Source organism: Streptomyces sp. NPDC090025 (assembly GCF_044748125.1).
Taxonomy (GTDB): domain Bacteria; phylum Actinomycetota; class Actinomycetes; order Streptomycetales; family Streptomycetaceae; genus Streptomyces.
In genome coordinates this window covers 626532-651492 of sequence record NZ_JBIVFL010000001.1, presented here as the reverse complement: position 1 = coordinate 651492, position 24961 = coordinate 626532, and the positions used below count along the sequence as shown (strand labels likewise).

Annotated in this window: 16 protein-coding genes; 5 read left to right on the top strand and 11 right to left on the bottom strand. The window is 74.1% G+C overall.

Annotation, left to right across the window (positions count from 1 at the left end):
• Window positions 1-80 precede the first annotated feature (80 nt).
• Window positions 81-1607, top strand: coding sequence for a PspC domain-containing protein (locus tag ACIPXM_RS03140; protein ID WP_401651333.1), 1527 nt, complete (start codon window positions 81-83; stop codon window positions 1605-1607).
• Window positions 1594-1854, top strand: a complete 261-nt coding sequence (locus ACIPXM_RS03135; protein ID WP_401651331.1) for a hypothetical protein — start codon at window positions 1594-1596, stop codon at window positions 1852-1854. Before ACIPXM_RS03140 ends, ACIPXM_RS03135 begins: the two co-directional genes overlap by 14 nt.
• Here ACIPXM_RS03135 and ACIPXM_RS03130 read toward each other — a convergent pair.
• From ACIPXM_RS03130 to guaA, 4 genes are all read right to left on the bottom strand, one after another.
• A complete protein-coding gene (locus ACIPXM_RS03130; protein ID WP_401651328.1) occupies window positions 1764-2330 on the bottom strand; it encodes a DoxX family protein in 567 nt (188 codons plus the stop codon). The genes ACIPXM_RS03135 and ACIPXM_RS03130 overlap by 91 nt on opposite strands.
• Before the next feature lie 221 nt (window positions 2331-2551).
• Window positions 2552-3787: a hypothetical protein gene (locus tag ACIPXM_RS03125; RefSeq protein ID WP_401651326.1), complete on the bottom strand. Its 1236-nt coding sequence runs from the start codon at window positions 3785-3787 to the stop codon at window positions 2552-2554.
• A gap of 177 nt (window positions 3788-3964) precedes the next feature.
• Window positions 3965-4765, bottom strand: a complete 801-nt coding sequence (locus ACIPXM_RS03120; protein ID WP_401651324.1) for a class II aldolase/adducin family protein — start codon at window positions 4763-4765, stop codon at window positions 3965-3967.
• 205 nt (window positions 4766-4970) lie between these two features.
• Window positions 4971-6548 (bottom strand): glutamine-hydrolyzing GMP synthase, encoded by a 1578-nt coding sequence (gene guaA / locus ACIPXM_RS03115; RefSeq protein ID WP_401651321.1) that lies wholly within the window; start codon window positions 6546-6548, stop codon window positions 4971-4973.
• A gap of 364 nt (window positions 6549-6912) precedes the next feature.
• On the opposite strand from guaA, the gene ACIPXM_RS03110 reads away from it, so the two are divergent.
• Window positions 6913-7215, top strand: a complete 303-nt coding sequence (locus ACIPXM_RS03110) for a chorismate mutase (protein WP_401651318.1) — start codon at window positions 6913-6915, stop codon at window positions 7213-7215.
• Between the two features lie 740 nt (window positions 7216-7955).
• Here the strand turns inward: ACIPXM_RS03110 and ACIPXM_RS03105 are convergent.
• From ACIPXM_RS03105 to ACIPXM_RS03080, 6 genes are all read right to left on the bottom strand, one after another.
• Complete coding sequence (locus ACIPXM_RS03105) at window positions 7956-9812, bottom strand: GMC oxidoreductase (protein WP_401651315.1); 1857 nt, start codon at window positions 9810-9812, stop codon at window positions 7956-7958.
• A 79-nt stretch (window positions 9813-9891) separates the two neighbouring features.
• Window positions 9892-11586: a succinic semialdehyde dehydrogenase gene (locus tag ACIPXM_RS03100; protein ID WP_401651312.1), complete on the bottom strand. Its 1695-nt coding sequence runs from the start codon at window positions 11584-11586 to the stop codon at window positions 9892-9894.
• Window positions 11587-11690: 104 nt separating this feature from the next.
• Window positions 11691-13565, bottom strand: a complete 1875-nt coding sequence (locus ACIPXM_RS03095) for a protein kinase (RefSeq protein WP_401651309.1) — start codon at window positions 13563-13565, stop codon at window positions 11691-11693.
• A gap of 191 nt (window positions 13566-13756) precedes the next feature.
• A complete protein-coding gene (locus tag ACIPXM_RS03090) occupies window positions 13757-16984 on the bottom strand; it encodes a protein kinase (protein WP_401651306.1) in 3228 nt (1075 codons plus the stop codon).
• Between the two features lie 80 nt (window positions 16985-17064).
• Window positions 17065-19536 carry a serine/threonine-protein kinase gene (locus tag ACIPXM_RS03085; protein WP_401651303.1) on the bottom strand — a complete coding sequence of 824 codons (2472 nt, stop codon included), beginning with the start codon at window positions 19534-19536 and terminating at the stop codon, window positions 17065-17067.
• A 164-nt stretch (window positions 19537-19700) separates the two neighbouring features.
• Window positions 19701-21407, bottom strand: a complete 1707-nt coding sequence (locus tag ACIPXM_RS03080; protein ID WP_401651300.1) for a glycerol-3-phosphate dehydrogenase/oxidase — start codon at window positions 21405-21407, stop codon at window positions 19701-19703.
• A gap of 233 nt (window positions 21408-21640) precedes the next feature.
• On the opposite strand from ACIPXM_RS03080, the gene ACIPXM_RS03075 reads away from it, so the two are divergent.
• Together ACIPXM_RS03075 and ACIPXM_RS03070 are read left to right on the top strand one after the other, a co-directional pair.
• Window positions 21641-22894, top strand: a complete 1254-nt coding sequence (locus ACIPXM_RS03075) for a nucleotide sugar dehydrogenase (RefSeq protein WP_401651297.1) — start codon at window positions 21641-21643, stop codon at window positions 22892-22894.
• Between the two features lie 101 nt (window positions 22895-22995).
• Window positions 22996-23553, top strand: a complete 558-nt coding sequence (locus ACIPXM_RS03070) for a hypothetical protein (RefSeq protein WP_401651295.1) — start codon at window positions 22996-22998, stop codon at window positions 23551-23553.
• 135 nt (window positions 23554-23688) lie between these two features.
• On the opposite strand, the gene ACIPXM_RS03065 is transcribed toward ACIPXM_RS03070, so the two are convergent.
• Window positions 23689-24813: a GuaB3 family IMP dehydrogenase-related protein gene (locus ACIPXM_RS03065; RefSeq protein WP_401651292.1), complete on the bottom strand. Its 1125-nt coding sequence runs from the start codon at window positions 24811-24813 to the stop codon at window positions 23689-23691.
• Window positions 24814-24961: the final 148 nt, after the last annotated feature.

The following is a 24961-nucleotide window of genomic DNA, read 5'->3' as shown; positions in this document are numbered from 1 at the left end:
TCGGGGCCGGGTGGAAGATCAGGGTCGGGCCAGGGTCGATCCCGGTGCCGCCGGGCGTCACGGGCCGTCACCATGGAGCCATGACGAGTTCCACGCCTTCGCACCACGAGGCCCCGCCGACGGCGGAGGTCCCACCGGCCCCGCCCGCTCCGCAGCTGCGGAGATCGCGCGGGCAGAAGGTCGTGGCCGGGGTGTGCGGGGGTCTGGGCCGGCACTTCGACCTCGACCCGGTGATCTTCCGGGTCGCGCTCGCGGTCCTCGCGGTGACCGGCGGCGTCGGGCTGCTGTTCTACGGCTTCGCGTGGCTGCTGATCCCGCTCGCGGACGAGGAGGAGAGCGAGGGCCGCCGGCTGCTGACCGGCCGGGTGTCCGGCGCCTCGCTGTCGGCGGTGCTGATGGCCCTGGTGGGCTGCGGCATCTTCCTTTCGATGCTGCGCAACGGCTCGACGCTGGCCTTCGCCCTGGTCCTGACGGTCGCGGTGAGCGGCGCCGCGGTCTGGTCGCAGCGGCGGCCGGCGGTCGCGCAGACCGCCGAGGACGGCGGCCGGATAGACCCGGCCGCCGCGCTCGCGGTCTCCGACGCGCCGCCGGAGACCAAGGCTCCGCCGCTGGTGGAGTTCCCGTCCTGGTGGCGGGACCCGATCGTCAAGGACGGCTCGACCGGCAAGGTGGCCATCGGCTATCTCTGGGGCCCGCACGGGATCGTCGACCGGGACGGCCTGGTCAACGGTGCGGTGCCGACCCCGGGCGGCCAGTGGGGTCCGCCGGTCCCGCCCGGAGCCCGGCCGAAGCCCTCGGTCAGGAGCGGGGCGGAGCCGCTGTCCATCGGCGGGCTCGTCTTCCTGCTCGCCCTGATGGCCGGCGGTCTGGGCACCGGCCTGACCTGGCACTCCCACCCGCTGGGCACCAGCCTGCAGATCGGCCTCGCGGCGGCGCTCGGCGTGATCGGTCTCGGGCTGCTCATCAGCAGCTTCCTGGGCCGCACCGGCTTCGGCACGCTGTGTCTGTTCGTGCTGACGGCGGGCCTGCTCACGGTGGCCTCGGTGCTGCCCAAGCAGATCTCCACCGTGTGGGCACGGGAGACCTGGCGACCGGCGGCGGCCGCCTCGGTGCAGTCGCGGTACGAGCTGGGGACGGGTGTCGGCACACTCGACCTGTCCGGTCTGAAGGTCCCCGCGGGCACCCGGGTGTCGACCTCGGTGGAGGTCGGCGCGGGCAAGGTGAAGGTGATCGTGCCGCGGAACGCGACGGTGACGCTGCGCGCCCAGGTGGGTCTCGGGGATCTGAGCCTGCCGCCGAACCAGGCCGCGCCGCTGCCCAGGAGCACCCCGAGCGCCCCGCCCGCGCCCGAGGCGCGCGCCAGCCGGGACGCCCGGGACGCCCAGGACACACCGGCCGCACCGGCCGCCCAGACGGCCCCGGCCGCGCCCACCGCGCCCGAGCCGCCCGCCACGCCCGGCGTGCGGCACGACGACATCGACATCGAGCCGGATCTCGACGAGACCCGGACGCTGCTCCCGCCGCCGGGCGTCGCCCCGGGCGGCACCGTCGACCTCTTCCTCGAGGTCGGCCTCGGACAGGTGGAGGTCACCCGTGCTGCTTCATGAGTTCCGCCCCGGGCGGCTGATCCTCGGCCTTGCCGCGCTGACCCTGTCGGCGCTGTTCCTCGGCGACGCGGCGGGCGTCTGGTCCGTCCCCTGGTACGTGGTGATGCCGGTGCTGTCCGGCGGCTGCGCGCTGGCCGCGCTGGCGTCCTGGACCGCCTACCGGATACGGCGGCGGGCGGCGAGGAGCGCGTCGAGCGACAGCACCGGCGTCCCGGCCAGCAGCAGCGGCAGCCAGGCCATCAGATAGGCGAGGTCGTTGCCGAGGTAGTACGGGTTCACCTGCCAGCTGACGGTCAGCCAGAGGCTCAGCGAGATCAGCGCCCCGCCCAGGGCGGCCACCCGGCCGAAGAGCCCGAAGAGGGTGCCGAGGCCGACGGCGAGTTCGCCGAGCGCGATGGCGTAGCCGAAGCCGACCGGGCTCTTCAGGGCGAGGTCGACGAGGGCGGGGACGGCCGAGGTGTCCCGGACGCCGCGCATGGTCTCGCCGATCGAGCCGAGGCCGCTGTCGGCCATGAAGGCGGCGTCGGTGAGCTTGTCGAGGCCCGCGTAGATGAAGGTGATGCCGAGGAAGATCCGCAGCGGGACCAGGGCGTAGCGGGTGGCGAGGGCCTTCCAGGCGCCGGGCCCGCCAAGTCCGCCGGGCCCGCCCAGCCCGCCGGGCCCGCCAAGCCCGCCGGAGCCGCCGCCCGGTGTCGTCTCGTCCGTGGGTCCCGTCGCCGTCATCTCCGGCCGCCTCTCGTCCCGCTGCCCGTTCGCTGTCGGTCCGGCGGGCCCTTCCGGGAATCCGTCAGGGTGTCCGTCCCGCTGCCCGTCCGGGTCCGTTCTACCTTCAACAGTCCCCCAGGAACGATTCTCCTCGGATTTCTGTGCGGGGTCATTCCCTGGGCCCGGGGTTTCCGGTGACCGAAGGGGGCCGCGGGCCCCGGGGGCCCGGGTCGGGGTGGTCAGTCGAGGACGTCGACGGTGACCCGGTTGGTCTCCACCCCGGCGGCGGTCACCACCCACACCTCGACCCGGCCGGGCTCCACATCGACCGGGAGCGGCACGGTGAGGGCCGTGTCGGTGGGGTTGGCGAAGCCGCCCGGCACCGGCACCAGCGGGACATGGGCGTGCACCGGGCCGATCCGGACCACCAGCCGGGTCAGCGGATCGGGCGCGGCGGCGCCCGCCGGGACGAAGCCGGTGCCCCGGATCTCGATGTCGTCGCCGGTGCGGATGGGCGCGTCGAGGTCGCCCGCCTCGCGGGCCCGGACCACCGAGAAGATCTTGGGGCGGCCGCCCTCGGCGCATTTCCCGGAGAGGTAGCAGGTGACCGAGACGGCGAACAGCAGCACCAGCGCCCAGGGCAGTTCGGGCAGCCGGTCCGGGGCGCGGCCGAGCCGCACCGCGGCGACCACCAGCACGGCGGTCGACACCAGGACGTACTGCAGGTCGGTCAGGGCGGCCCGCCCGTCGTCGTCGCAGAGCAGATCGGCGGCCCTGGGCCGGTCGGCGCGGACCTTCTGCAGCCGGCGGCCCGCCACCCGCAGCGCCACGATCAGCCGCGCGGTGACCGCCGTCCACCCGGCCAGGGCCAGCACCACGAGCAGTCCGGCGCCGCGCCGCAGCCCGAGGTCGACGTGCGGCGCCCCGGCGGCGAGCAGCAGCGAGAGCTGGAGGACGGCGAAGACGGCGAGCAGCAGCCAGCAGGCGGCGACGGTACGGGAGGTGGAGACCCGGTTGTCCTCGCCGAGCAGCGGCGCGAGGACCCCGCCGCGCGCCCGGTGCAGCCCGGCGGCGCCGGTCAGCGCGGCGGCGAGCACCGCGGCCGCGCCCAGGGCGGCGGTGCGGGTGCCGGTCCAGCCGGTGCCGAGGGCGGTGAGCGCCTGCCCGAGGAGCAGCGCGAGCACCGCGCCCCAGGCGGCGGCGACCGTGCGGCGGCGCACCCGGCCGGAGCGGCCGGGGCCCGCGTCCCGGCCCCGGGCGCTCACCGTGCGGGCGGACTGGGCGAGCGCGTCGGAGACCCACTGCCGGGAGGCGACCGGCGAGTGGGCCAGGGCGGCGGGCACCCCGTGCCCGGCGGCGAGTTCGTCGCGGCGGGCGAGGAAGGCGGCGACGGCACGCCGGTGGCCGGAGCGTTCGCAGTGCGGGCAGCCGCCGCCGTCCGGGTCGCCGCACACTCTCGCCTCTTGCACCGCCACGGCGCCGCCCACTTCCCCACTCGTCCGACCGGCACCGTCGGCCCGACCCAGCACAACGGTCAGCCAACTCGCCCATGGTTCCAGGGAATTGTGCCGCACCCAATGCCCCGGGAGAGGCGACACCACCCCCGGTGCGGGAGTGATTGAAGAGTCATCACATTGACGGAAAGGAGTCTTCTACGACAGGAGTTCGGGTTCCGTGCGGCTGATCCGCCGCCACAGCGGCTGATAGTTGATCCACGCGACCAGATCGCTGCCGAGCTGCTCCCGGGTGGCGACGGCGTCCCGGTGGTCGATCAGCACCGGCTTGCCCGCCGCCCGTGCCGCCAGCTGCACCTGGGCGCAGCGCTCCATCGCGATGAACCACCAGGCCGCCGCGTCCACCGACGAACCGACCGTGAGCAGCCCGTGGTTGCGCAGCACGATCCCCTTGAAGCCGCTGAGCGCGACCGCGATCCGGCGGCCCTCCTCGGGGTCGACGGTGACCCCGGTGTAGGCGTCGTAGAGGGCGTGGTCCTGGTAGAAGGCGCACGCCTCCTGGGTGATCGGGTCGATCAGCTCGCCGAGCGCGGCGAGCGCCCGCCCGTGCGTGGAGTGGGTGTGCGCCACCGCCACCACGTCCGGCCTGGCCCGGTGCACCTGGGCGTGCACGGTGAAGGCGGCCTGATTGACGTGCTGCCCGCCGTGCACGACCTGGCCGTCCCCGTTGACCAGGATCAGGTCGCTCGCCGTGAGGTCGGCGAACGGGGCACCGAAGGGGTTCACCCAGTAGCAGTCGGGATGCTCCGGGTCGCGCGCGCTGAGATGCCCGGACACGCCCTCCTCGTAACCGAGCCGCCCGAAGATCCGCAGCGCGGCGGCGAGCCGTTGCTTGCGGTGCAGGCGCTCCTCGGCGGCCGTCGCGTGGACGGGCGGCATGGCGAAGTGGAGCTGGTCCACGGGGACGGGGGCCGGGCCGGGCGCCGGTATCTCGGTCATGCGCCGGAAGGTAACGCCCGTACCCGCAAGTCACCAGAGCCCGTACGGACAACGTACGAACTCGGCGTCCGCAGTCGGCGTACAGACCCGGCGTCCGAACTCGGCGTACGAATTCGGCGTACGGAGTCGGCGTACGCGCGAAGCCGCCGCCCCCTGCTCGGGGACGACGGCTTCAGGCGCGCTCAGGCACGTACGGCGGGAGGGGTCACTCCCACTCGATGGTGCCCGGGGGCTTGCTGGTCACGTCGAGGACGACCCGGTTGACGTCCGCCACCTCGTTGGTGATGCGGGTCGAGATGCGGGCGAGCACCTCGTACGGCAGGCGCGACCAGTCGGCGGTCATGGCGTCCTCGGAGGACACCGGGCGCAGCACGATCGGGTGGCCGTAGGTGCGGCCGTCGCCCTGGACGCCGACCGAGCGGACGTCGGCGAGCAGCACGACCGGGCACTGCCAGATCTCGCGGTCGAGACCGGCGGAGGTCAGCTCCTCGCGGGCGATGGCGTCGGCCTCGCGCAGCAGGTCCAGGCGCTCCTTGGTGACCTCGCCGACGATGCGGATGCCGAGGCCGGGGCCGGGGAACGGCTGGCGCTGGACGATCTCCTCCGGCAGGCCGAGCTCCTGGCCGACCATCCGGACCTCGTCCTTGAACAGCTGGCGCAGCGGCTCGACGAGCTCGAACTCGATGTCGTCGGGGAGGCCGCCCACGTTGTGGTGGGACTTGATGTTGGCGGTGCCGGTGCCGCCGCCGGACTCGACGATGTCCGGGTAGAGGGTGCCCTGCACGAGGAACGCGACCTCGGGGCCCTCCTCCTGGAGGATCTCCAGCTGCGCCTGCTCGAAGACCCGGATGAACTCCCGGCCGATGATCTTGCGCTTGGTCTCCGGGTCGGAGACGCCGGCCAGCGCGGTCAGGAAGCGCTCCTGGGCGTCGACGACGACCAGGTTGGCGCCGGTGGCGGCCACGAAGTCCTTCTCGACCTGCTCGGTCTCACCCTTGCGCATCAGACCGTGGTCGACGTAGACGCAGGTGAGCTGCGAGCCGATGGCCTTCTGCACCAGGGCGGCGGCCACGGCGGAGTCGACGCCGCCGGACAGACCGCAGATCGCGCGCTTGCCGCCGACCTGGGCGCGGATCGCGGCGACCTGCTCCTCGATGACGTTGCCGGTGGTCCAGTCGGGCTTGATGCCGGCGCCGCGGTAGAGGAAGTGCTCCAGGATCTGCTGGCCGTGCGTGGAGTGCAGCACCTCGGGGTGGTACTGGACGCCGTAGAGCTTCTTCTCGTCGTTCTCGAAGGCGGCGACCGGCACCACGTCGGTGGACGCGGTCACGGTGAAGCCCTCGGGGGCGGCGGAGCAGGCGTCGCCGTGCGACATCCACACCGACTGCTCGACCGGGGTGCCCTCGAAGAGGGTCGAGCCGGCCTTGGAGACGTGCAGCGGGGTACGGCCGTACTCGCGGGAGCCGGTGTTGTCGACGGTGCCGCCGAGCGTGGTCGCCATCAGCTGGAAGCCGTAGCACATGCCGAAGACCGGGACCCCGGCCTCGAACAGCGCGCGGTCCAGGCGCGGGGCGCCTTCGGCGTACACGGAGGACGGACCGCCGGAGAGGATGATCGCCTTGGGGTTCTTGGCCAGCATCTCGGCCACCGGCATGGTGGACGGGACGATCTCGCTGTAGACCCGCGCCTCACGGACGCGACGGGCGATGAGCTGGGCGTACTGGGCGCCGAAGTCGACGACCAGGACGACGTCGGGCGCGGCAGCGGGGGGCGCTGAGGACACTACGGCGGCCTTCCGGCGGGGGTGGGAGAGGTTCTCTATTTGTCGATTCTACCGGCGCGCGGGATTCGGCTTTCGTCGCACCATCCGAATCGGGGCGGCCCCGGGGTGGTCTTCGTCTCACCATCCGAACCCGGGTTGCCCCCGCTCCGTCACCGAGGGCCATACTGTCTGCCATGCGCAAGCTCACGAACCACGTCTTTACCTATGGCGCCGGCCGGTCCGGACGCCACAGGTCGTGCTGCTGCAGCAACTGACAACGACTTCCCAGGCGCCCCGGTCCGAAAGGCCCGGGGCGTTCTGTGTTTCGGGTCCTCTCGCTCCGGCCCCGTGCCCACCACCACGACGAGCACAAGGAGCCCCACCCATGAGCGTCACCACGAGCACCAAGACCCTCACCGAGCAGACCGGCGCCCGCACCGACGAGGCGGCCAGCCTGATCGGCGACGCCCGCGAGCGGATCGACGCGCTCGACGACCGGATCATCGGTCTGATCCAGGAACGGATGGCCGTCTCGGCCGTCATCCAGGAGGCCCGGATCACCTCCGGCGGCCGCCGGGTGAACCTGGCCCGCGAGATGGAGGTCCTGGCGCACTACCGCGACGCGCTCGGCAAGCCGGGCACCTCGCTCGCGATGACCATGCTGGAGCTGTGCCGCGGCCGGGTCTGAGCCACCCTGCGGCAGCGCCCCCGGGGCGACGCGGGACCGGTCCCCGTACGCCCCCGCACCCGAGTTCGGGCCGCCTCTCACCCGTACGGCGCGTGACCGGGTCCGCCGCGGCTTCGTTGGTCGTGATGTCCGTGCCAGCCAGGGGCGGGCCCGAACAAGACCACGCGTGGCTTCGCTGGGGCGTGTGACGTACCTCTGAGGTGCGTCGTGGGACCTCGCCCCAGCGCGCGTGACCGGACGGCAGGGGACAGCAGCCCGGTCACCCAGAAAAGGCGGTCGGTCCCGGGGACGCCCGGGACCGACCGCGACTCGGCCGATACGAACCGAACCGAAGCGTCCCGCACCGTCCCGCTCCCCGCGACACCCCTCCGCCTTCTTTCCCGACGCGGCGCCCCACCCCCCGGCGCCGCCCCCACGGCACCGCCGCAGCCCTGACGCCGGTGCCCTCCAGGGGCCCCGTGCGCGCGACCGGAATCGCGCCGCGGGGCCCCTGTGCCATGTCCGGCCCGGGCGCCACCGATCACCCGCCCCACATGTGACGCGCGTCACATAAAGATTCCGTGAGCGGGCTACAACCAATGCCCCAGGTCACCGGTCATCTAGTCAGCAACACCGGGAGACCGGAAGGGCGCTGCACTCGGAGGGGGGTGCAGCGCCCTTTCCGCTGTCCCGGGCCGCCCGCCCGGAGTACCGGAATCCCGGCCGGAGTACCGGAATCCCGGCCGGGACGGCACCCGCTCCTACTCCGCGGGCTTCGCCGCCTTCGGCGGCAGCGCGGGCATCCCGAGGAACGGCAGCTTCAGCGCGCCGAACGCCTCCGCCGGGACGGCGGGCGACTTCGGCTCGACGGCGGCGATCCGCACGTACGCGGCACCCGGCCGGGGCCGCGGGTCGGCGTCGCCCTTGTTGGGCCAGAAGGACATCGCGCGCTCGGCCTGCGCCGTGATCGTCAGCGACGGGTTGACGCCGAGGTTGGCGGAGACGGCCGCGCCGTCGACCACCGAGATGCCCGGGTGCCCGTGCAGCCGGTGGTACGGGTCGATGACACCGGACTCCGCGTCCGCGCCGATCGGACAGCCGCCCAGGAAGTGCGCGGTGAGCGGGGTGCCCATCAGTTCGCCGATGTTGGACCCGGCGAAGCCGTTGATCTCCTCGGCCATCAGGCTCGCGGCCCTGGTCGCCGCCTCGATCTGGGTCGGGTTCGGCGCGCCGTGCCCCTGCCGGGCGGTGAGCAGGCCCTTCCCGAGGCCGCCGGGCCTGCGGTAGGTGGTGAGCGAGTTGTCCAGGGACTGCATGACGAGGCCGATGATGGTCCGCTCCGACCAGCGCCGGTTGGACAGCGAGCGGACGGCCAGGGCGGGGTGCCTGACGACCTCCCCGAGCCAGCGGCGCACCCGGTGCGCGCCGTAAGGCACCTGGAGGACGGTGAGGGCGCCCATGGAGTTGGAGCCCTTGCCGTACCGCACCGGCTCGATGTGGGTGTTCTCGTCCGGGTGGATGGACGAGGTGATGGCGACGCCCTTGGTGAAGTCCGCGCGCGCGTGGCCGTGCCGCTTGCGGTAGCGCCGGTCGGTGGTCTGGGAGCCGACCAGGCCCTCGGAGTTGGTCCGGGTCAGCTCGCCGAGCCGCCCCGAGATGTGCGGCAGCAGACCGCTGTCCTTCATCCGGTGCAGCAGCGTCTGGGTGCCGTACGTGCCGGCCGCGACGACCACCCGGCGGGCGGTGAAGGTGCGGCCCGCGCCCTTCTTGCGGTTGTCGGTGGGCAGGGTGCGCACCGCGAAGCCGCCGCGCGAGTTCTCGGTCACGGCGACGACGGTGGTCATCGGGTGGACGGTCGCCCCGGCCCGCTCGGCGAGGTGGAGGTAGTTCTCGTTGAGGGTGTTCTTGGCGCCGTGGCGGCAGCCGGTCATGCACTCGCCGCACTCGGTGCAGGCCCGGCGGGACGGGCCCGCGCCGCCGAAGTACGGGTCGGGGACCTCGCCGCCCGGCCTGGCCCGTGCCGTCTCGGAGCCGTCGGAGTCCTGCCCGTCGCCGAAGAACACGCCGACCGGCGCCAGGTGGAAGGTGTCGCCGATGCCCATGGCCTGGGCGGTGGCCTTCAGGTGCACATCGGACGGCGTCATCGTCGGATTGACCCGGACGCCGAGCATCCGCTTGGCCTGGTCGTAGTACGGGGCGAGTTCCGCGCGCCAGTCGGTGATGTCCTTCCACTGCGGGTCGTCGAAGAACGGCGCCAGCGGCTCGTACAGGGTGTTGGCGTAGTTGAGCGAGCCGCCGCCGACCCCGGCGCCCGCGAGGACCATGACGTTGCCGAGCAGATGGATGCGCTGGATGCCGTAGAGGCCGAGCGTCGGGGCCCACAGGAAGTTCTTCAGGTCCCAGGAGTTCTTCGGCAGGGTCGCCCGGGTGAAGCGGCGCCCGGCCTCCAGGACGCCGACCCGGTAGCCCTTCTCGGTGAGCCGGAGCGCGGTGACCGAGCCGCCGAAGCCGGAGCCGATCACGACCACGTCGTAGTCGTACGCGGTGTCGTCGTACGCGCTGTCGTCGCCCTCCGGGCCGTCCTCGGCCTGATTCTGGGCAGGGGGTACCGCGGTCATGGCTCTCCTCGTACGGAACGGGACCGGAACGGGCCGACAGGGACGGCGAATCGGATACGGATGCGGGCGCGGGCGCGGGTCAGCGCAGCCGCAGGGCCTTCATCACCTTCAGTGACGTGGTCATGAACGCGGCGTACTTCGCGTCGTCCATGCCGAGCGACGGGGCCAGCGGGATCAGCCGCTGCTGGGCGACGGTCTGCGCCTCGGTGAACTTGAGGATGCCCTCGGAGCCGTGCCGGCGGCCGAGGCCGGAGTCCTTCATGCCGCCCATCGGGGCGCGCACGCTGCCGTACGCGGGCGCGTACCCCTCGTTGATGTTGACGGTGCCGGTGCGCAGCCGGGCGGCGACCGCGTGGCCGCGGCGCGAGTCGGTGGTCCAGACGGAGGAGTTGAGGCCGTACGCGGTGGCGTTGGCGCGCTCGACGACCTCGTCCTCGTCCGTGAACCGGTAGATCGACACGACCGGGCCGAAGGTCTCCTCGGCGCAGACCGCCATCGGCGCCTCGACGCCGTCGAGGATGGTCGGCTCGTAGAACAGCGGGCCGATGTCGGGGCGGGCGACACCGCCCGCGACGAGCGTGGCGCCCTTGGCGACGGCCTCGTCGACGTGCCGGGTGACGGTCTCCAGCTGCCGCTCGCCGACCAGGGAGCCCATGTCCGCGCCGTACGCGAGGGAGCTGCCGAGCCGCATGGCGCGGGTGCGGGCGGCGAAGCGGGCGACGAAGTCGTCGGCGATCGACTCGTGCACGTACAGCCGCTCGATGGAGATGCAGAGCTGGCCCGCGGAGGAGAAGCAGGCGCGGACGGCGCCCGCGGCGGCCTTCTCGATGTCGGCGTCCTTGAGCACCAGCATGGCGTTCTTGCCACCGAGCTCCAGGCTGACGCCGACGAGCCGGGCGGCGGCGCCCTGGGCGACCTCGCGGCCGGTACGGGTCGAGCCGGTGAAGGAGACGTAGTCGGCGTGCCGGACCACCTCGGGGCCGACCACCGGGCCGTCGCCGAGCACGATCTGGAACACCTCGGCCGGCATCCCGGCCTCGATCAGCAGGTCACGGGCCCACAGCGCGGTGAGCGCGGTCTCGGTGTCCGGCTTCATCACCACCGCGTTGCCGGCCACGAAGGCGGGCAGGGCGTCGCCGACCGACAGCTCCAGGGGGTAGTTCCAGGGCGCGATCTGGCCGACGACCCCGCGCGGCTGGCGCAGCTCGGTGACCTTGGTGAGGGTGGGCACCACGCCGGTGTGCCGCCGGGGCCGCAGATAGGCGTCGGCCTTGCGGCCGTAGTGCCGGGCGGCGACGGCGACCGACTGGACCTCCTCGTGCGCGTGCAGCCGGGCCTTGCCGGTCTCCAGCTGGATGAGGTCGAGGATCTCGGCCTGCCGGTCGAGGATCAGGTCGTGGAAGCGGAGCATGACGGCGCCGCGGGCCCGGACCGGGGTCGCGGCCCAGGCGCCCTGGGCGGCGTGGGCGCGGCGGAACGCCTCGGCGACGTCGTCCGGGGTGGACTCGGGCAGGTCGGCCAGCTTCGCCCCGGTGAAGGGGGTGTGGTTCGCGGTACGGCCGGAGCCCACGAGCCCGCGGGTGAGCCGCGCGACCAGGTCGGGCGTGACCACGTCGGCGGCGGTGCGCGCCCCGGCGGGGGCGGCCGCGACGGGGTTGGTGCCGCGCCCTGGCGCCTCGGCGACCAGGGTGGCCCGGACCTGGTCGGCCGGGCCGGCCTCGGCGGTCTGGGCGGTGGTGGGGGCCTGCGCGTCGGCTGCCTGCGAGTCCGTCATGAGCCCGAGCGTAGGCCGCAATCCCGGCTTTGGGTACCCACCAGTAACGCGTTTTCACCGGGCGCGCACAACCGCGCCAGCGATCGCTGGCACATCCGCCCTGATCAGGGGCTCACGGCCTCCCCCGGGGCCTTGAAGTACTTCTTCATGATGTCGAACTGCTCGCGGGTGCGGTCCCAGGTCGTCTCGGGCGAGGCCATGTACAGGGCGTACTCGACGCCGTCGTCGCCGTAGTACACCTGGTCGATCGCGTGGCGCGGTCCCGGGAACGTCTGCTTCTCGATCCAGGTGAACTCCCAGATGGCGGAATTGACCTGGTCGCGGAAGGTGTTCTGGGTCAGCCGGACCCGCTTGTACTCCATCCGCCTGGCCACGATCTTCTCCAGATCGAGCAGGTGCATGTACGGGTTCTCGAAGTCGGGCGACTTGTCGACGCTGATCCGGATGCGGTGGCGGCCGTTGTCCGGCGTGTAGTCGATCTGGTCGCCGTCCATCTGGCGCTTCCAGCCGTCCGGGACGACCAGGCTGAAGCCCTCCGGGTCCTGGACCCGGTGCCAGCCCGCCGGGACGCCGCCCTTGGCGGGCGACTTGGTCGCCCCGTCGGTGACGGTCGGCCCCGGCTTGCCCTCGCCGCCCTGGTCGCCGCCCTTGTCGCCGAACTGGGTCATGGCGACGAACACGGCGCCGCCCGCGAGCAGTCCGGCGAGGACGGCGGCGATCAGCGCGGGGCGCCAGCGGCCCCGAGGGCGGGGCCCGCCGGTGCCGACGGTGGTGCCGGTCGTGCCGGTGGTTCCGGTGGTACCGGTGCCGACCGTGCCGCCGCCGTGGCCGGAACCGTTCGCCGGACCGCCCGGCGACGGGACGGGAGCGGCTGGAGTGGCCGAGGTGCCGGTGGTGCCCGGGGTGGCGGAAGCGGTCGGGGTGGCGGGAGTGGCCTGCTCTCCCACCGTTACGGAGGGGGCGGACGCGGCGGCCGGGGTGCCAGGGACTTGGGTGCCCGTCCCGGACCGGACCCGCGCGGTCGGGTCCTCGGTCAGCTCCTCGTACGGCACCGGCAGCGGGGTGGTCGTCCCGGGCGCGGCGGCGGCGAGGTCCTCGGGGCGCATCCGCTGGGTCGGCACGTACGCCTGTGCCGCCTGCGGGGCGCGCCCCTCCATGGCGTCGAGCAGCATCCGCTCGGCCTCGTCGGCGCGCGGCCGCTGCTCCGGGTCCTTGCGCAGCAGCGCGACGATGACCGGGGCGAGCGCCCCGGCCTTCTCCGGGTACGGCGGTTCCTCGGTCACCACGGCCTGCATGGTGGCGATCGGCGAGCTGCGGCGGAACGGCGAGCCACCCTCCACCGCCGCGTAGAGCGTGGCGCCGAGCGACCACAGATCGGACGCGGAGCCCGGGTCGCCGCCGCGCACCCGTTCGGGCGCCAGATAGTCGATGGAGCCGACGAGTTCACCCGTACGAGTGATGGAGGAGTCGCCTTCGATCGCGGCGATGCCGAAGTCGGTGATGAGCACCCGGCCGTCGCGCGCGAGCAGCACATTGCCCGGCTTCACATCGCGGTGCAGCACCCCGGCGGCGTGCGCGGCGCGCAGCGCGCCGAGCACGTGCAGGCCGATCCGGGCGGCCTCGCGCGGCTCGACGGTGCCGGACTCCTTGGTCGCGTCGGCGAGCGAGGGGCCGTCCACGTACTGCATGACGATCCACGGGCGGTCGTCGTGCTCCAGGACGTCGTGCACGGTGACCACGCCGGGGTGGCTGATCCGGGCCGCCGCCCGGGCCTCCTTCTGTGTCCTGGCGTGCAGCACGAGCCGGTCGGCCTCGGCCACGAACCGGCCCGCCGTCAACTCCTTGACGGCCACGACCCGGTGCAGCACCTCGTCGTGGGCGCGCCAGACCTTGCCCATGCCGCCGCGGCCGATGGACTCGCCCAGCCGGTAGCGACCGGCGAGCAGCAGCCCGGTTCCGGTGCTCTCAGAATGTTCCACGTGCCCCCGCTCGGTCGCTTCCGAGGAAAGATTACGGAGGGGGGTACGGCGGACGGAACCTCGGGGCTCGCTTTGCCGACAAGCTGTAACCAGCAACGGTTTTCGGCCAACCGCGACCGGACCCGGGCGCCGCCCGGACATCGCCTGGACAGCGCCCGGACGCCACCCGGTGGGACGGGCGGCGCCGCAGGTCAGCGGGTCGCCCGGTAGACCTTCACCGCCTGGTCGTAGATCTCGGACACCTTGTCACGTCGCTCATCAGGTCCGATGACCTGGACGACGTGGTAGCGGCCGCGGTCGATCAGCGCCAGGTTCCGCACGAACACCTCACGCCCGGTGCTGTCCGGCCAGGTGAACTGCCCGACCGCCATGGCCTGCTGGCCGATGTCGATCCGGCGGAGCCCGGAGGCACCGGCCCAGGAGGAGTCCCGCCACGGCTGGAGCTCGCGCTCCTTGTTGTTCTGGTACGCGAGCGGGTCGGCGCCCGACGCCCGCACCGAGTCCCGGCCGGGCACCACGATCAGCGTGAAGTCACCGTTGGTGAAGCGCACTTGCCCGGCGTCGTTGATCGGGCTGCGCCGCCAGCCGCGCGCGAGGCCGACCTGGAACCCCTCCGGGTCCTTGTGCAGCTGGTAGCCCTCGGCCAGGGCGGGCGTCGACGGATCCCCGGTGGGCCGCGCGGTGGTGGCCGTCGGACCCGGGGTCGGCTTCGTGCCGGTGCCGGTGGACGGGCCGCCGGTCGTGGGCGGCTGCCCGGACGGCGTGGCCGGGACGCCGGAGGCCGAAGGGGCCTTGCCCGTGCCGCCCTTGCCCGTACCGCCGTCACCCGCGCCCTGCCGGGGCATGAAGAAGGCCGCGTAGACGATGGCGGCGGCGAGCAGCACCAGGACCAGGACCAGCAGGGTGCGGCCGAGGTTGCGCGGGGAGCCCGAGGGGCGCCCGGGCGCGCGCGGGGCGCGTGAGGCGCGCTGCGGGATCTCGTCGTAGCCCTGCCCGTCGGCGTACTCGGCGTACTCGGCGTACTCGGTCTGGTTCGCGTAGGCCGGCCGGGGCTCCGGCGCGGCGCGCTCGGGCGCGGGCGCGGCGGGTTCCGTCGGGGTGTACGCGGGCGCGTAGGCCACCCGGGGACCCGACCCGGCCGGCTCGTCCGCGTACAGGGCGGACGACACGTACTCGGGACCGCCCGCCGCGCCCCGCCCCTCGCGCCCCTTGGCATGCCTGCGTCGGCTGCCCGCGCCGCCGCGCCAGCGGCGCACCAGCTCGCCCCGGCGGCGCACGATGGGCAGCCGGGTGGCATCGGGCGACGGCAGCGGGACGACGCCGGTCCCGGCGTCCGGCTCGGGCGCGGACCGTACGAGCGACCGCAGCCAGCCGCTCAGTTCCTCGACGTCCAGGCGCTCGGTGGGGTCCTGACGGAGCAGCGACTCCACCACCGGGCGCAGCGGGCCGCTCTCCTCGGCGAAGGCGGGCGGCTCGGCGCAGACCAGCTGGACCAGCTCGGCGACGTTGTCCTCGGGGTACGGGGCGTGGCCCTGGACGGCCCGGTAGAGCAGCGCGCCGAGCGCCCACAGGTCGGTGGCGGGGCCGATCGGCGGGGCCAGCCGCCAGTGCTCGTGCACCGGGCCCGCCTGCTCGGGCGCCCAGCGCTCGGTGACCGCGCCGACCACGGCCATCCGGGTCTGCCGGGCGCGTTCGGCGGCGAGCCGGGTGACCGGGCCGCGGTAGCTGTCGGCGGCGGGCGCGGGCATCGGCTCGGCCACCGGGTCGGGCGCGGCGGCCCGGTATCCGGCGGGGAGCGCGGGCAGCACCGGGCCGCCCCCGCCGGGGCCGCCACCGGCCGGACCGCCGTCGCGGGAGGCGTGCGGGCCGTCGCTCCAGTTGCCGATCAGGTACGCGCGGGGCGGCCGGGTCCCGCCCTCGTCGTCGGGGCCGTCGGGGTGGTGGGGGCCGTCGGGGCCCTCCGGTCCGTAGCGGTCGTAGGCGTCGTACGTGTCGTCGTCATCGCCGTCGTCGGCCCCGTCGTCGGCGGGCCGTGCCCACCACTGCGGCTCGGGCGGGACCGGCGGCCCGGCCGGGGGCCCGGACTGCGGTCCGGACTGCGGTCCGGCGGGGCGCTGGGCCGGGAGCGAGCCGGTGTCGCCGATCGCGGCGGCTGCCCGGGCGCCCGCCCGGTACGCGGCGATCGCCCCGGCCCGCGCGCGCGGGTCGGCGGCGGGCGGCGCGACCGGCCCGGCCTGCGCCGGGGGCACGGCGGGCGGTTCCGGCCGGGCGCCGCGGGCGGGACCGTAGGGAGTGCCGCCGTGCGGCCCGTACCCGGTGGCGGCGGGCGCGTCACCTTCGCCACCGTCGGGGTGGGTGTCGGGGTGGGTGTCGAGATAGGTCTCGTCGGGGTACGCGTCACCGTCCTGGCCGCGCTCGTCGACGTAGGTCTCGTCGGGGTACGTCTGGTCGGGGTACGGCTCGGGCGAACGGGCGGGCGGCAGCACGGTGTCGTGGTACGGGTACGGGGCGGGGGCCTGGGCCGGAATCGGCGCGGGCACGGCGGCGGTGTCCGGGAACGCGCCGTACGGGGCGCCGCCGGTGGCGTAGCGGCCGAGCTCGGGCGGGCCGGACTCCCCGCGCCCGTACGGGCGGGCGTCGGCGTCCGTGTCGGCGTCGTCCTCGTACCCCTCGGCGCCGTACGCCTCGTCCTCGTGCGTCTCGGTGCCGTCGGTGTCGTCGGTGTCGTAGGTGTCGTAGGTTTCCGCCTCGTACACCTCGGCCTCGGCCTCGGCTGCCGGGAACTCCTCGGCGGCGCGCGGCCGGTAGGGGAAGGCGTCGTCCTCGTCGGGGTCGGGCACCGGGGCGTAGCCGCACAGGGCCTCCTCGGCGGCGCCCGCGGCCAGGCCGGTGAGGACCACGCGGCCGTCGTCGCAGACCAGGACGGTGCGGGCGGTGACGTTGCGATGGGTCCAGCCGTGCGCGTGCAGCGCGCGCAGCGCGGTGAGCAGGTCGGCGCCGATCTCGGCGGCCCGGAACGGGCTGAGCGGGCCCTCGGCGAGGAGTTCGGAGAGCGGGGTCGCGGGGACGAACTCGCTCACTATCCACAGCGAGCCGCCCTCGGCGAACACGTCGAAGACCTGGTCGAGGCGCGGGTGGTCGGGGATCCGGGCGGCGGCCTGGGCGGCCTCGACGGCGCGCCGGACGGTCGGCTCGGCCGGGCGGCGGGTGGCCCGGCCCTGCTCGGTGTAGGGCTGTCCGTCGAGCAGTTCGGCGTCGACGACCTCGGGCAGCGGCACCTGACGGATGCGCACTTCCTGGCCGCTGTAGGTGTCGAAGGCGCGCGTCTCCGCGAGTTCGTGCGGATACGCGTGCGTGTCCGGTGGCGGCAGCGGCAGACGGTAGCGGTCCGCGAGCACCCTTCCGGCGTAGTCGTCCACGACGCCTCCCCACGCGCCTGCCGTCCCCCGAGCCCCACCCGCACGGTCTCGGGCGGGGCCTCTCACGATACGTGCGCCGGTCAGTCCGTGGGGCTGAACGTGGCGAACGCCGTCTCCCGCAGCGTCTTGCAGTCCGCCGCGTCCCACTTGTCGGCGGCGCAGCTGATCATGATCGAGTAGCCGCGGTCGGCGTCCACCTTGAAGCCCCGGTTGAGCACCCGGATCCGCTGCCCGTACTGGGTGCGCTCGAACTCCCAGTCGGCGACGGTCGGGTAGCCCTTGTAGGACACCGGACCTATGCCGATGTGCTTGTACCCGTTGCTGCTCGCCGCGACTCCTGCCATCGCGGCCCGCCACGCGGCCGCCGCGTCGTCGCGCGGGCTGTCGTTGAAGTCGACCTGCACGCGCGGGAAGGAGCCCTTGGCGGCGTTGAATATCCCGCCGGAGTTGTCCCCCGCTATGTCGGTCATCCGGAACGCGGCGGGCATGGCCATGGAGAAGTGGAAGCGGTCGTTGGTCACCAGGACGTAGCCGGGCGGCAGCGCGGCGCCCGCGCCGCCGGTGTCGCCGGTGTCGCCGGTGCCGGAGCCGCCGTTCTGGGCGGTGCCGGGCGTGCCGGAGGGGGTGCTGCCGCTCTGGCCGCCGTTGCTGGCGGCCGGCTTGCCGCCGCTGCCCTGCTGGGTCGGGTCGCTCGGCGAGGTGTCGGTGTTCTTGCCGCCCGCGCCGCCGGAGGCCCCGGCGGACGCGGTGGTGCCGCCGTTCGCGGCGCCCGCCCGCTGGTCGCCGTCGTCCTTGTTGCCGCCGAGGGCGACGTACAGGATCGTGCCGAGCAGGGCCAGCACCACGACCCCGGCGATGATCACCAGGGTGCGGCGCGGGACGACGTCGGTGAGCGACGCCTTCGCCGACCCGGGCCGGTCGGGGGCGCCCGCTCCGGCGCCGGGTCCTGCGGCGTGGCCGGTGGTGCCCCGGGCGGGGCGCGGCGGCTCGGTGCGGGCCGCTCCGGCGGCGTTGCGCACGGACTTGAGGGCGCCGCGCATCCGGTCGGCCGCGGCCTCGGCGGGCTTCGGCCCGGCACCGGCCGTGGGCTCGCCCGGTGGCAGCGGGGGCAGCGGGACGACCCGGGTCTCCTCGGGCGAGGGCTGCGGCGGGGCCTCGGGCGCGTCGAGCACGGCGCGCAGCAGTGCCCGGGCGCCCGCGTCGTCGAGCCGCTGCGCCGGGTCCTTGGCGAGCAGGCCGTAGATGACCTTCTCCAGCTCCGGGCCCGCGTTCTTCGGCGGGTCGACGGGCTCGGTCATCACCGCGGTGAGGGTGGCGATCGCGGAACCCTTGTCGTACGGCGGGCTGCCCTCCACGGCCGCGTAGAGCAGTCCGCCGAGCGACCAGAGGTCGGCGGCGGGGCCGGGCTTGTGGCCGCGGGCGCGCTCCGGCGAGATGTACGAGGGGGCGCCGACGAGCATGCCGGTGGAGGTGATCGAGGGGTCGCCCTCGACCTGCGCGATGCCGAAGTCGGTGAGGACGGCCCGGCCGTCCTCGGCGATCAGCACGTTGGAGGGCTTCACATCGCGGTGCAGGATGCCCTCGCGGTGCGCGGAGCGGAGCACGTCGAGGATGGCGAGGCCGACCTCGGCGGCGCGGCGCGGGCTGAGGGTGCCGTCCTCGCGGACGGCGTCGGCGAGCGACTTGCCCTCGATGAGCTCCATGACGATCCACGGGCGGTCGTCCTCGTCGACCACGTCGTAGACGGTCACGGCGCCGTTGTTGCGGATCCGGGCGATGGCCTTGGCCTCGCGCAGGGTCCGGGTGATCAGGCGGCGCTTCTCGTCGTCGTCGATGCTGCTGGGGAAGCGGAGCTCCTTGACGGCGACGGTCCTGCCGAGGGTCTCGTCGACCGCGCGCCACACCGTGCCCATGCCGCCGCGGCCGAGCATCACACCGAGCCGGTAGCGCCCGGCGAGCAGCCTGCCCTCGGCCGACGCCGCGTCACCGGGGCGGCCGGTGCCGCCGGTTGCGGTGCTGCCGGTTCCGGTGCCGGCCGCGGTGTCCGCCCCGAACCCGGCGACCGGCTCGGCCCCGTCGGTCGACCCGGTCGAGCCGGACGAGCCGGACGAGCCGGATGACTCGGAGCTCCCGGACTTCTTGGACAGGGTGACGGGCGCGCCCGCGCCCGGCTTCGCACCCGGCCGCCGGTCCGACGGCTTCGTGTCCGACGGCTTCGCGTCCGATGGCTCCCCGGCCGAAGTCCGCGCGCCGGACGCCTTCGCACCCGACGCCTTCGCGTCCGCCCCGGCCTGGGGCTTCGCGTCCTTCGGCGCCGCGTCCACCGGCTCCGCCGCGGCCTTGCCCGCGCCCGAAGCGGCACCCGGAGCGGCGCCCGACGTACCGTCCGCCACGGCGTCCGACACGGCGTCACCACCCTTGGGCGACCGCTCGTCCGGCTCCGCCGAGCGCGCGGTCGGGACCGCGCCTCGGTCGCCGTCGGTGGCCGCGCCCGAGGCGGCGTCCCGCCGGGGGTCGCGCCCTGTGTTCCGCGACTGCTCCGCCTCCGACATGCGTCCCCTCTGCGATCCCTGAATCACGCCCGCGCCCGGCGCTCCCGCGCGATGCGGCAACCCGCCCTGGAAGAGAGCTCATTGTCCCTCACTCCGGGACCGCTGCCTCCCCCGGGTCCGAACTCCGAGAACGTCCGGCACCCCCGGGACGTGCCCTGAACGGGTCAGATCGGCACGATGTCCGGCGCTCCGAGGCGCGCGGCGTCCGCCGTCAGGTCGTCCGGCTGGCGCTGCGACTCGCGCTCCGCCTCGACTCTCTTCTCGTAGTGCTCGACCTCCTTGTCGATCTGCCGGGCGTCCCAGCCGAGCACCGGCGCCATGAGTTCGGCGCACTCGCGGGCGCTGCGGGTGCCCCGGTCGAAGGTCTCGATGGAGATCCGGGTGCGCCGGGTGAGCACGTCGTCGAGGTGGCGGGCGCCCTCGTGGGAGGCGGCGTAGACGATCTCGGCCCGCAGATAGTCCTCGGCGGCGGGCAGCGGCCTGCCGAGCGCCGGGTCGGCGGCGATCAGGTCGAGGATCTCCTCCGTCAGGGAGCCGTACCGGTTGAGGAGATGCTCGACGCGGGCCACGTGCAGGCCGGTGCGCGCGGCGATGCCCGCGCGGGCGTTCCACAGCGCCCGGTACCCCTCGGCGCCGAGCAGCGGGGTGTCCTCGGTGACACAGGCGGCGACCCGCTTGTCGAGGCCGTGCACGGCCTCGTCGACGGCGTCCTCGGCCATCACCCGGTAGGTGGTGTACTTGCCGCCCGCGACGACCACCAGGCCGGGGACCGGGTGGGCGACGGTGTGCTCGCGGGACAGCTTGCTGGTGGCGTCGGACTCACCGGCGAGCAGCGGGCGCAGGCCCGCGTAGACGCCCTGGACGTCGTCGCGGCCGAGCGGGGTGGCCAGGACGCTGTTGACGTGCTCCAGGAGGTAGTCGATGTCGGCGCTGGAGGCGGCCGGATGGGCCTTGTCGAGGTCCCATTCGGTGTCGGTGGTGCCGACGATCCAGTGCCTGCCCCAGGGGATGACGAACAGCACGGACTTCTCGGTGCGCAGGATCAGTCCGGTGCTGGAGTGGATCCGGTCCTTGGGCACCACCAGGTGGATGCCCTTGGAGGCGCGGACGTGGAACTGGCCGCGCTCGCCGATCAGAGCCTGGGTGTCGTCGGTCCACACCCCGGTGGCGTTGACGATCTGACGGGCCCTGATCTCGTACTCCCCGCCGGTCTCGACGTCCCGCACCCGGGCGCCGACCACCCGCTCGCCCTCCCGCAGGAAGCCGACGACCCGGGCCCGGCTGGCGACCTTCGCGCCGTAACTGGCTGCGGTGCGCACCAGGGTGGCGACGAAGCGGGCGTCGTCCATCTGGGCGTCGTAGTACTGCAGGGCGCCGACCAGAGCGTCCTTGCGCAGGCAGGGCGCGACCCGCAGGGCGTGGCGGCGGCTGAGGTGGCGGTGCACCGGGAGGCCGCGGCCGTGTCCCGAGGACACCGACATCGCGTCGTACAGCGCGACGCCCGAGCCCGCGTACAGCCGCTCCCAGCCCTTGTGCTGGAGCGGATAGAGGAACGGGACGGGCTTCACCAGGTGCGGCGCGAGCCGTTCGAGGAGCAGGCCGCGCTCCTTGAGGGCCTCACGGACCAGGGCGAAGTCGAGCATCTCCAGATAGCGCAGGCCGCCGTGGATCAGCTTGCTCGACCGGCTGGAGGTGCCGGAGGCCCAGTCGCGGGCCTCGACGAGGCCGGTGGCGAGGCCGCGGGTGACGGCGTCGAGCGCGGTGCCCGCGCCCACCACCCCGGCGCCCACGACCAGCACGTCCAGCTCGCCCTCGGCCATCGCCGCCAGCGCCTCGGCGCGCTCTGCGGGTCCCAGTGTCGCTGTCCTCACGGTTGGTGCCTCCCGTCGTCCCCCGGCCCGGCTCTCGCAGTCGATTCTGTCCCGCCCCCGCGAGTTCAGCCACCGCCACCACCCACCCTGTGGATAACACTCGGCGACCTCCGGGCCCGCAATGCCGCATATCGGTCATATTTACTCTTAGTCTGACATTGCGTTCGCTTCCTTGGTCCACAGGGGTTGCGAGCCGCGTCCCCTCCGGCTACTGGGAAGGACGGCCCACCTCCATGCCCGCTGATCTCGCCGTCATCGGCCTCGGCCACCACGGACTCCCGCTCGCCCAGGCAGCCACCGCGGCCGGCATCGCCACCATCGGATACGACACCGACCCCCGCCCGGTCGCCGAACTCGCCGCGGGCCGGCCCCCCGTCGACGGCTCCCTCACCGCGCCCGAGATCCGGCGGCTGCTCGCCGCGGGCTTCAAGGCCGCCGACCGCCCGGCCGATCTCGGCCGGGTCCGCACCGCCGTCATCTGCGCCCCCACCCCGCCCGGACCCGACGGCGGCTTCGACCTCACCGCCGTCACCGACGCCGCCCGCGCCCTCGCCGCCCGGCTGCGGCCGCACACCACCGTGATCCTGGAGTCCCCGGTGCCGCCCGGCACCACCGAGGGCCCGCTGCGCGCGCTCCTCGAAGGCGGCTCGGGGCTGCGCGCCGGACGCGACTTCCACCTCGCCTACTCCCCCGGCCGGCTCGACCCCGGCAGCCGGATCCACGGCGACGCCCGCGGCCTCGCCGCCACCCCCAAGGTGATCGGCGGCCTCACCCCCGCCTGCACCGAATCCGCCGCCGCCTTCTACGGCCGCCTCACCGACAAGGTGGTCAGGGCCCGCGGACCGCGCGAGGCGGAGACCGTCAAGCTCCTGGAGACCAACTTCCGGCACGTCAACATCGCCTTGGTCAACGAGATGGCGGTGCTCTGCCACGACCTCGGAGTCGACCTCTGGGACGTCATCCGCTGCGCCGAGACCAAGCCCTTCGGCTTCCAGGCGTTCCGCCCCGGCCCCGGCGTCGGCGGCCACGGCGTCCCCGTCGACACCCTCGCGGGCCACCGCCCGCTGCGCCTGGTCGAACTGGCCGGGCAGGTCAACCAGCGGATGCCGCAGTACGTCGTGCAGCGCTGCGCCACCCTCCTCAACGAGCACGGCAAGTCCGCCCGCGGCGCCCGGATCCTGCTGCTCGGCGTCACCTACAAGCCCGACCTGGCCGACCGCCAGGGCTCCCCCGCCGACGAGATCGCCCGCCGCCTGATGGAGCTGGGCGCGGCCGTCAGCTACCACGACCCGTACGTCCCCGACTGGCGCGTCCGCGAGCTGCCCGTCCCGCGCGCCGACTCGCTGTACGAGGCCGCCGCCCACGCCGACCTCACGATCCTGCTCCAGCACCACCGCACCTACGACCTTCAGGGGCTCTCGGTGAAGGCCCAGCTCCTCCTCGACACCCGCGGCGCCACCCCGACGGGCGCGGCCCACCGGCTCTAGGGGGTGTCCGAAGTAAACCCCCTGTGAGGATGTCGTGGACGCCTGCTAGCCTCCAGGCCGCTTCATCGCTCCATCACGCTTCCCATGGGGGGAACTTCTTCATGTCTCAGCCCGTCCCGCCGCCCGGCAACCCGTTCGCCCAGGGCGCCGAGCCCGCTCAGCCGACCGCTCCGCAGGCCGCACCGCAGACCGGCAACCCCTTCGCCCAGGGCGCCGAGCCCCTGCCGCAGCCGCCGTTCGCCCCGGCCGCGCCCGCCCGGTCGAACATGGGCCTCGGCCTGGTGGCCGCGCTCGTCGCCGCGCTCGTCGCGGGCGGCGCCTACGGCGGGATCGCCGGTGCCATCGAGCGCGAGATCGGCTGGGCCGCCGTCGGCGTCGGCTTCCTCGTCGGCTTCGCCGCGGGCAAGGCCGGCGGCCGCAACCCGGTCCTGCCGGTGGTCAGCGCCGTGCTCTCGCTCGGCGCGGTCTACCTCGGCCAGCTGCTCGCCGTCGCGATCCTCGTCGGCAAGCAGCTGAACATCTCGGTCGGCACGATCCTCACCGACCACCTCGACGCCGTGCAGGCTCTGTGGAAGGAAGATCTCGACCCGCTGACCTTCCTGTTCTTCGCGCTGGCCGCGTTCGCCGCGTTCAGCGGCTCGAAGAAGGCCGCCGAGTAGGAGGGCGCCGAGTAGGAGGGCGCCCCCGCCCATGGGAAAGGGCCCCGCACCTCGAAGGTGCGGGGCCCTTTCCCGTACGACATCCCTTACGACATCCCGTACGACATGCCCGCCGCGAAACCGGCGGGACCGGCGTCAGCGCTTGTGCTGCGCGTCCGCGACGGTGACCTCGACGCGCTGGAACTCCTTGAGCTCGCTGTAGCCCGTGGTGGCCATCGCGCGGCGCAGGGCGCCGAAGAAGTTCATCGAGCCGTCCGGGATGTGCGACGGGCCCGCGAGGATCTCCTCGGTGGTGCCGACGATGCCCAGGTCGACCAGCTTGCCGCGCGGCACGTCCTCGTGGACGGCCTCCATGCCCCAGTGGTGACCGCGGCCGGGCGCGTCCGTGGCGCGGGCCAGCGGGGAGCCCATCATGACCGCGTCGGCGCCGCAGGCGATCGCCTTCGGCAGGTCGCCGGACCAGCCCACGCCGCCGTCGGCGATGACGTGCACGTAACGGCCGCCGGACTCGTCCATGTAGTCGCGCCGGGCCGCGGCCACGTCGGCCACCGCGGTCGCCATCGGGACCTGAATGCCGAGCACGTTGCGGGTGGTGTGCGCGGCACCGCCGCCGAAGCCCACCAGGACACCCGCCGCGCCGGTGCGCATCAGGTGCAGGGCCGCGGTGTACGTGGCACAGCCGCCGACGATGACCGGGACGTCCAGCTCGTAGATGAACTGCTTCAGGTTCAGCGGCTCGGCCGCGCCGGAGACGTGCTCGGCGGAGACGGTGGTGCCGCGGATCACGAAGATGTCCACGCCCGCGTCGACGACGGCCTTCGAGAACTGCGCGGTGCGCTGCGGGGAGAGCGCGGCGGCGGTGACCACACCCGAGTCGCGCACCTCCTTGATGCGCTGCCCGATCAGCTCCTCCTTGATCGGCGCCGCGTAGATCTCCTGCAGACGGCGGGTCGCGGTGGCCTCGTCCAGCTCGGCGATCTCGTCGAGCAGCGGCTGCGGGTCCTCGTACCGGGTCCACAGGCCCTCGAGGTTCAGCACGCCGAGGCCGCCGAGCTCACCGATGCGGATCGCGGTCTGCGGCGAGACCACCGAGTCCATGGGAGCGGCCAGGAAGGGGAGCTCGAAGCGGTAGGCGTCGATCTGCCAGGCGATCGAGACCTCCTTCGGGTCCCGGGTGCGCCGGCTCGGGACGACGGCGATGTCGTCGAACGCGTACGCCCTGCGGCCGCGCTTGCCGCGCCCGATCTCGATCTCAGTCACGTTGTGTGGCCTTTCCCTCTGTGTCTGCGCCTACCAGTATCCCCGACACACGGGCGGGGGGGGGGGGGGGGGGGGCGGCGCCGGGCCCCCCCCCCCCCCCGGCCGCGGGGCGACCCGCCGCCGCGGCCCCCCGCCCCGCCCGCGCGAC

Bases quoted from the DNA above. Each gene is read 5' to 3' on its own strand.
- ACIPXM_RS03140 (WP_401651333.1), top strand. From the start codon at position 81: ATGACGAGTTCCACGCCTTCGCACCACGAGGCCCCGCCGACGGCGGAG.
- ACIPXM_RS03130 (WP_401651328.1), bottom strand. From the start codon at position 2,330: ATGACGGCGACGGGACCCACGGACGAGACGACACCGGGCGGCGGCTCC.
- ACIPXM_RS03120 (WP_401651324.1), bottom strand. From the start codon at position 4,765: ATGACCGAGATACCGGCGCCCGGCCCGGCCCCCGTCCCCGTGGACCAG.
- ACIPXM_RS03110 (WP_401651318.1), top strand. From the start codon at position 6,913: ATGAGCGTCACCACGAGCACCAAGACCCTCACCGAGCAGACCGGCGCC.
- ACIPXM_RS03105 (WP_401651315.1), bottom strand. From the start codon at position 9,812: ATGACCGCGGTACCCCCTGCCCAGAATCAGGCCGAGGACGGCCCGGAG.
- ACIPXM_RS03100 (WP_401651312.1), bottom strand. From the start codon at position 11,586: ATGACGGACTCGCAGGCAGCCGACGCGCAGGCCCCCACCACCGCCCAG.
- ACIPXM_RS03085 (WP_401651303.1), bottom strand. From the start codon at position 19,536: ATGTCGGAGGCGGAGCAGTCGCGGAACACAGGGCGCGACCCCCGGCGG.
- ACIPXM_RS03075 (WP_401651297.1), top strand. From the start codon at position 21,641: ATGCCCGCTGATCTCGCCGTCATCGGCCTCGGCCACCACGGACTCCCG.
- ACIPXM_RS03070 (WP_401651295.1), top strand. From the start codon at position 22,996: ATGTCTCAGCCCGTCCCGCCGCCCGGCAACCCGTTCGCCCAGGGCGCC.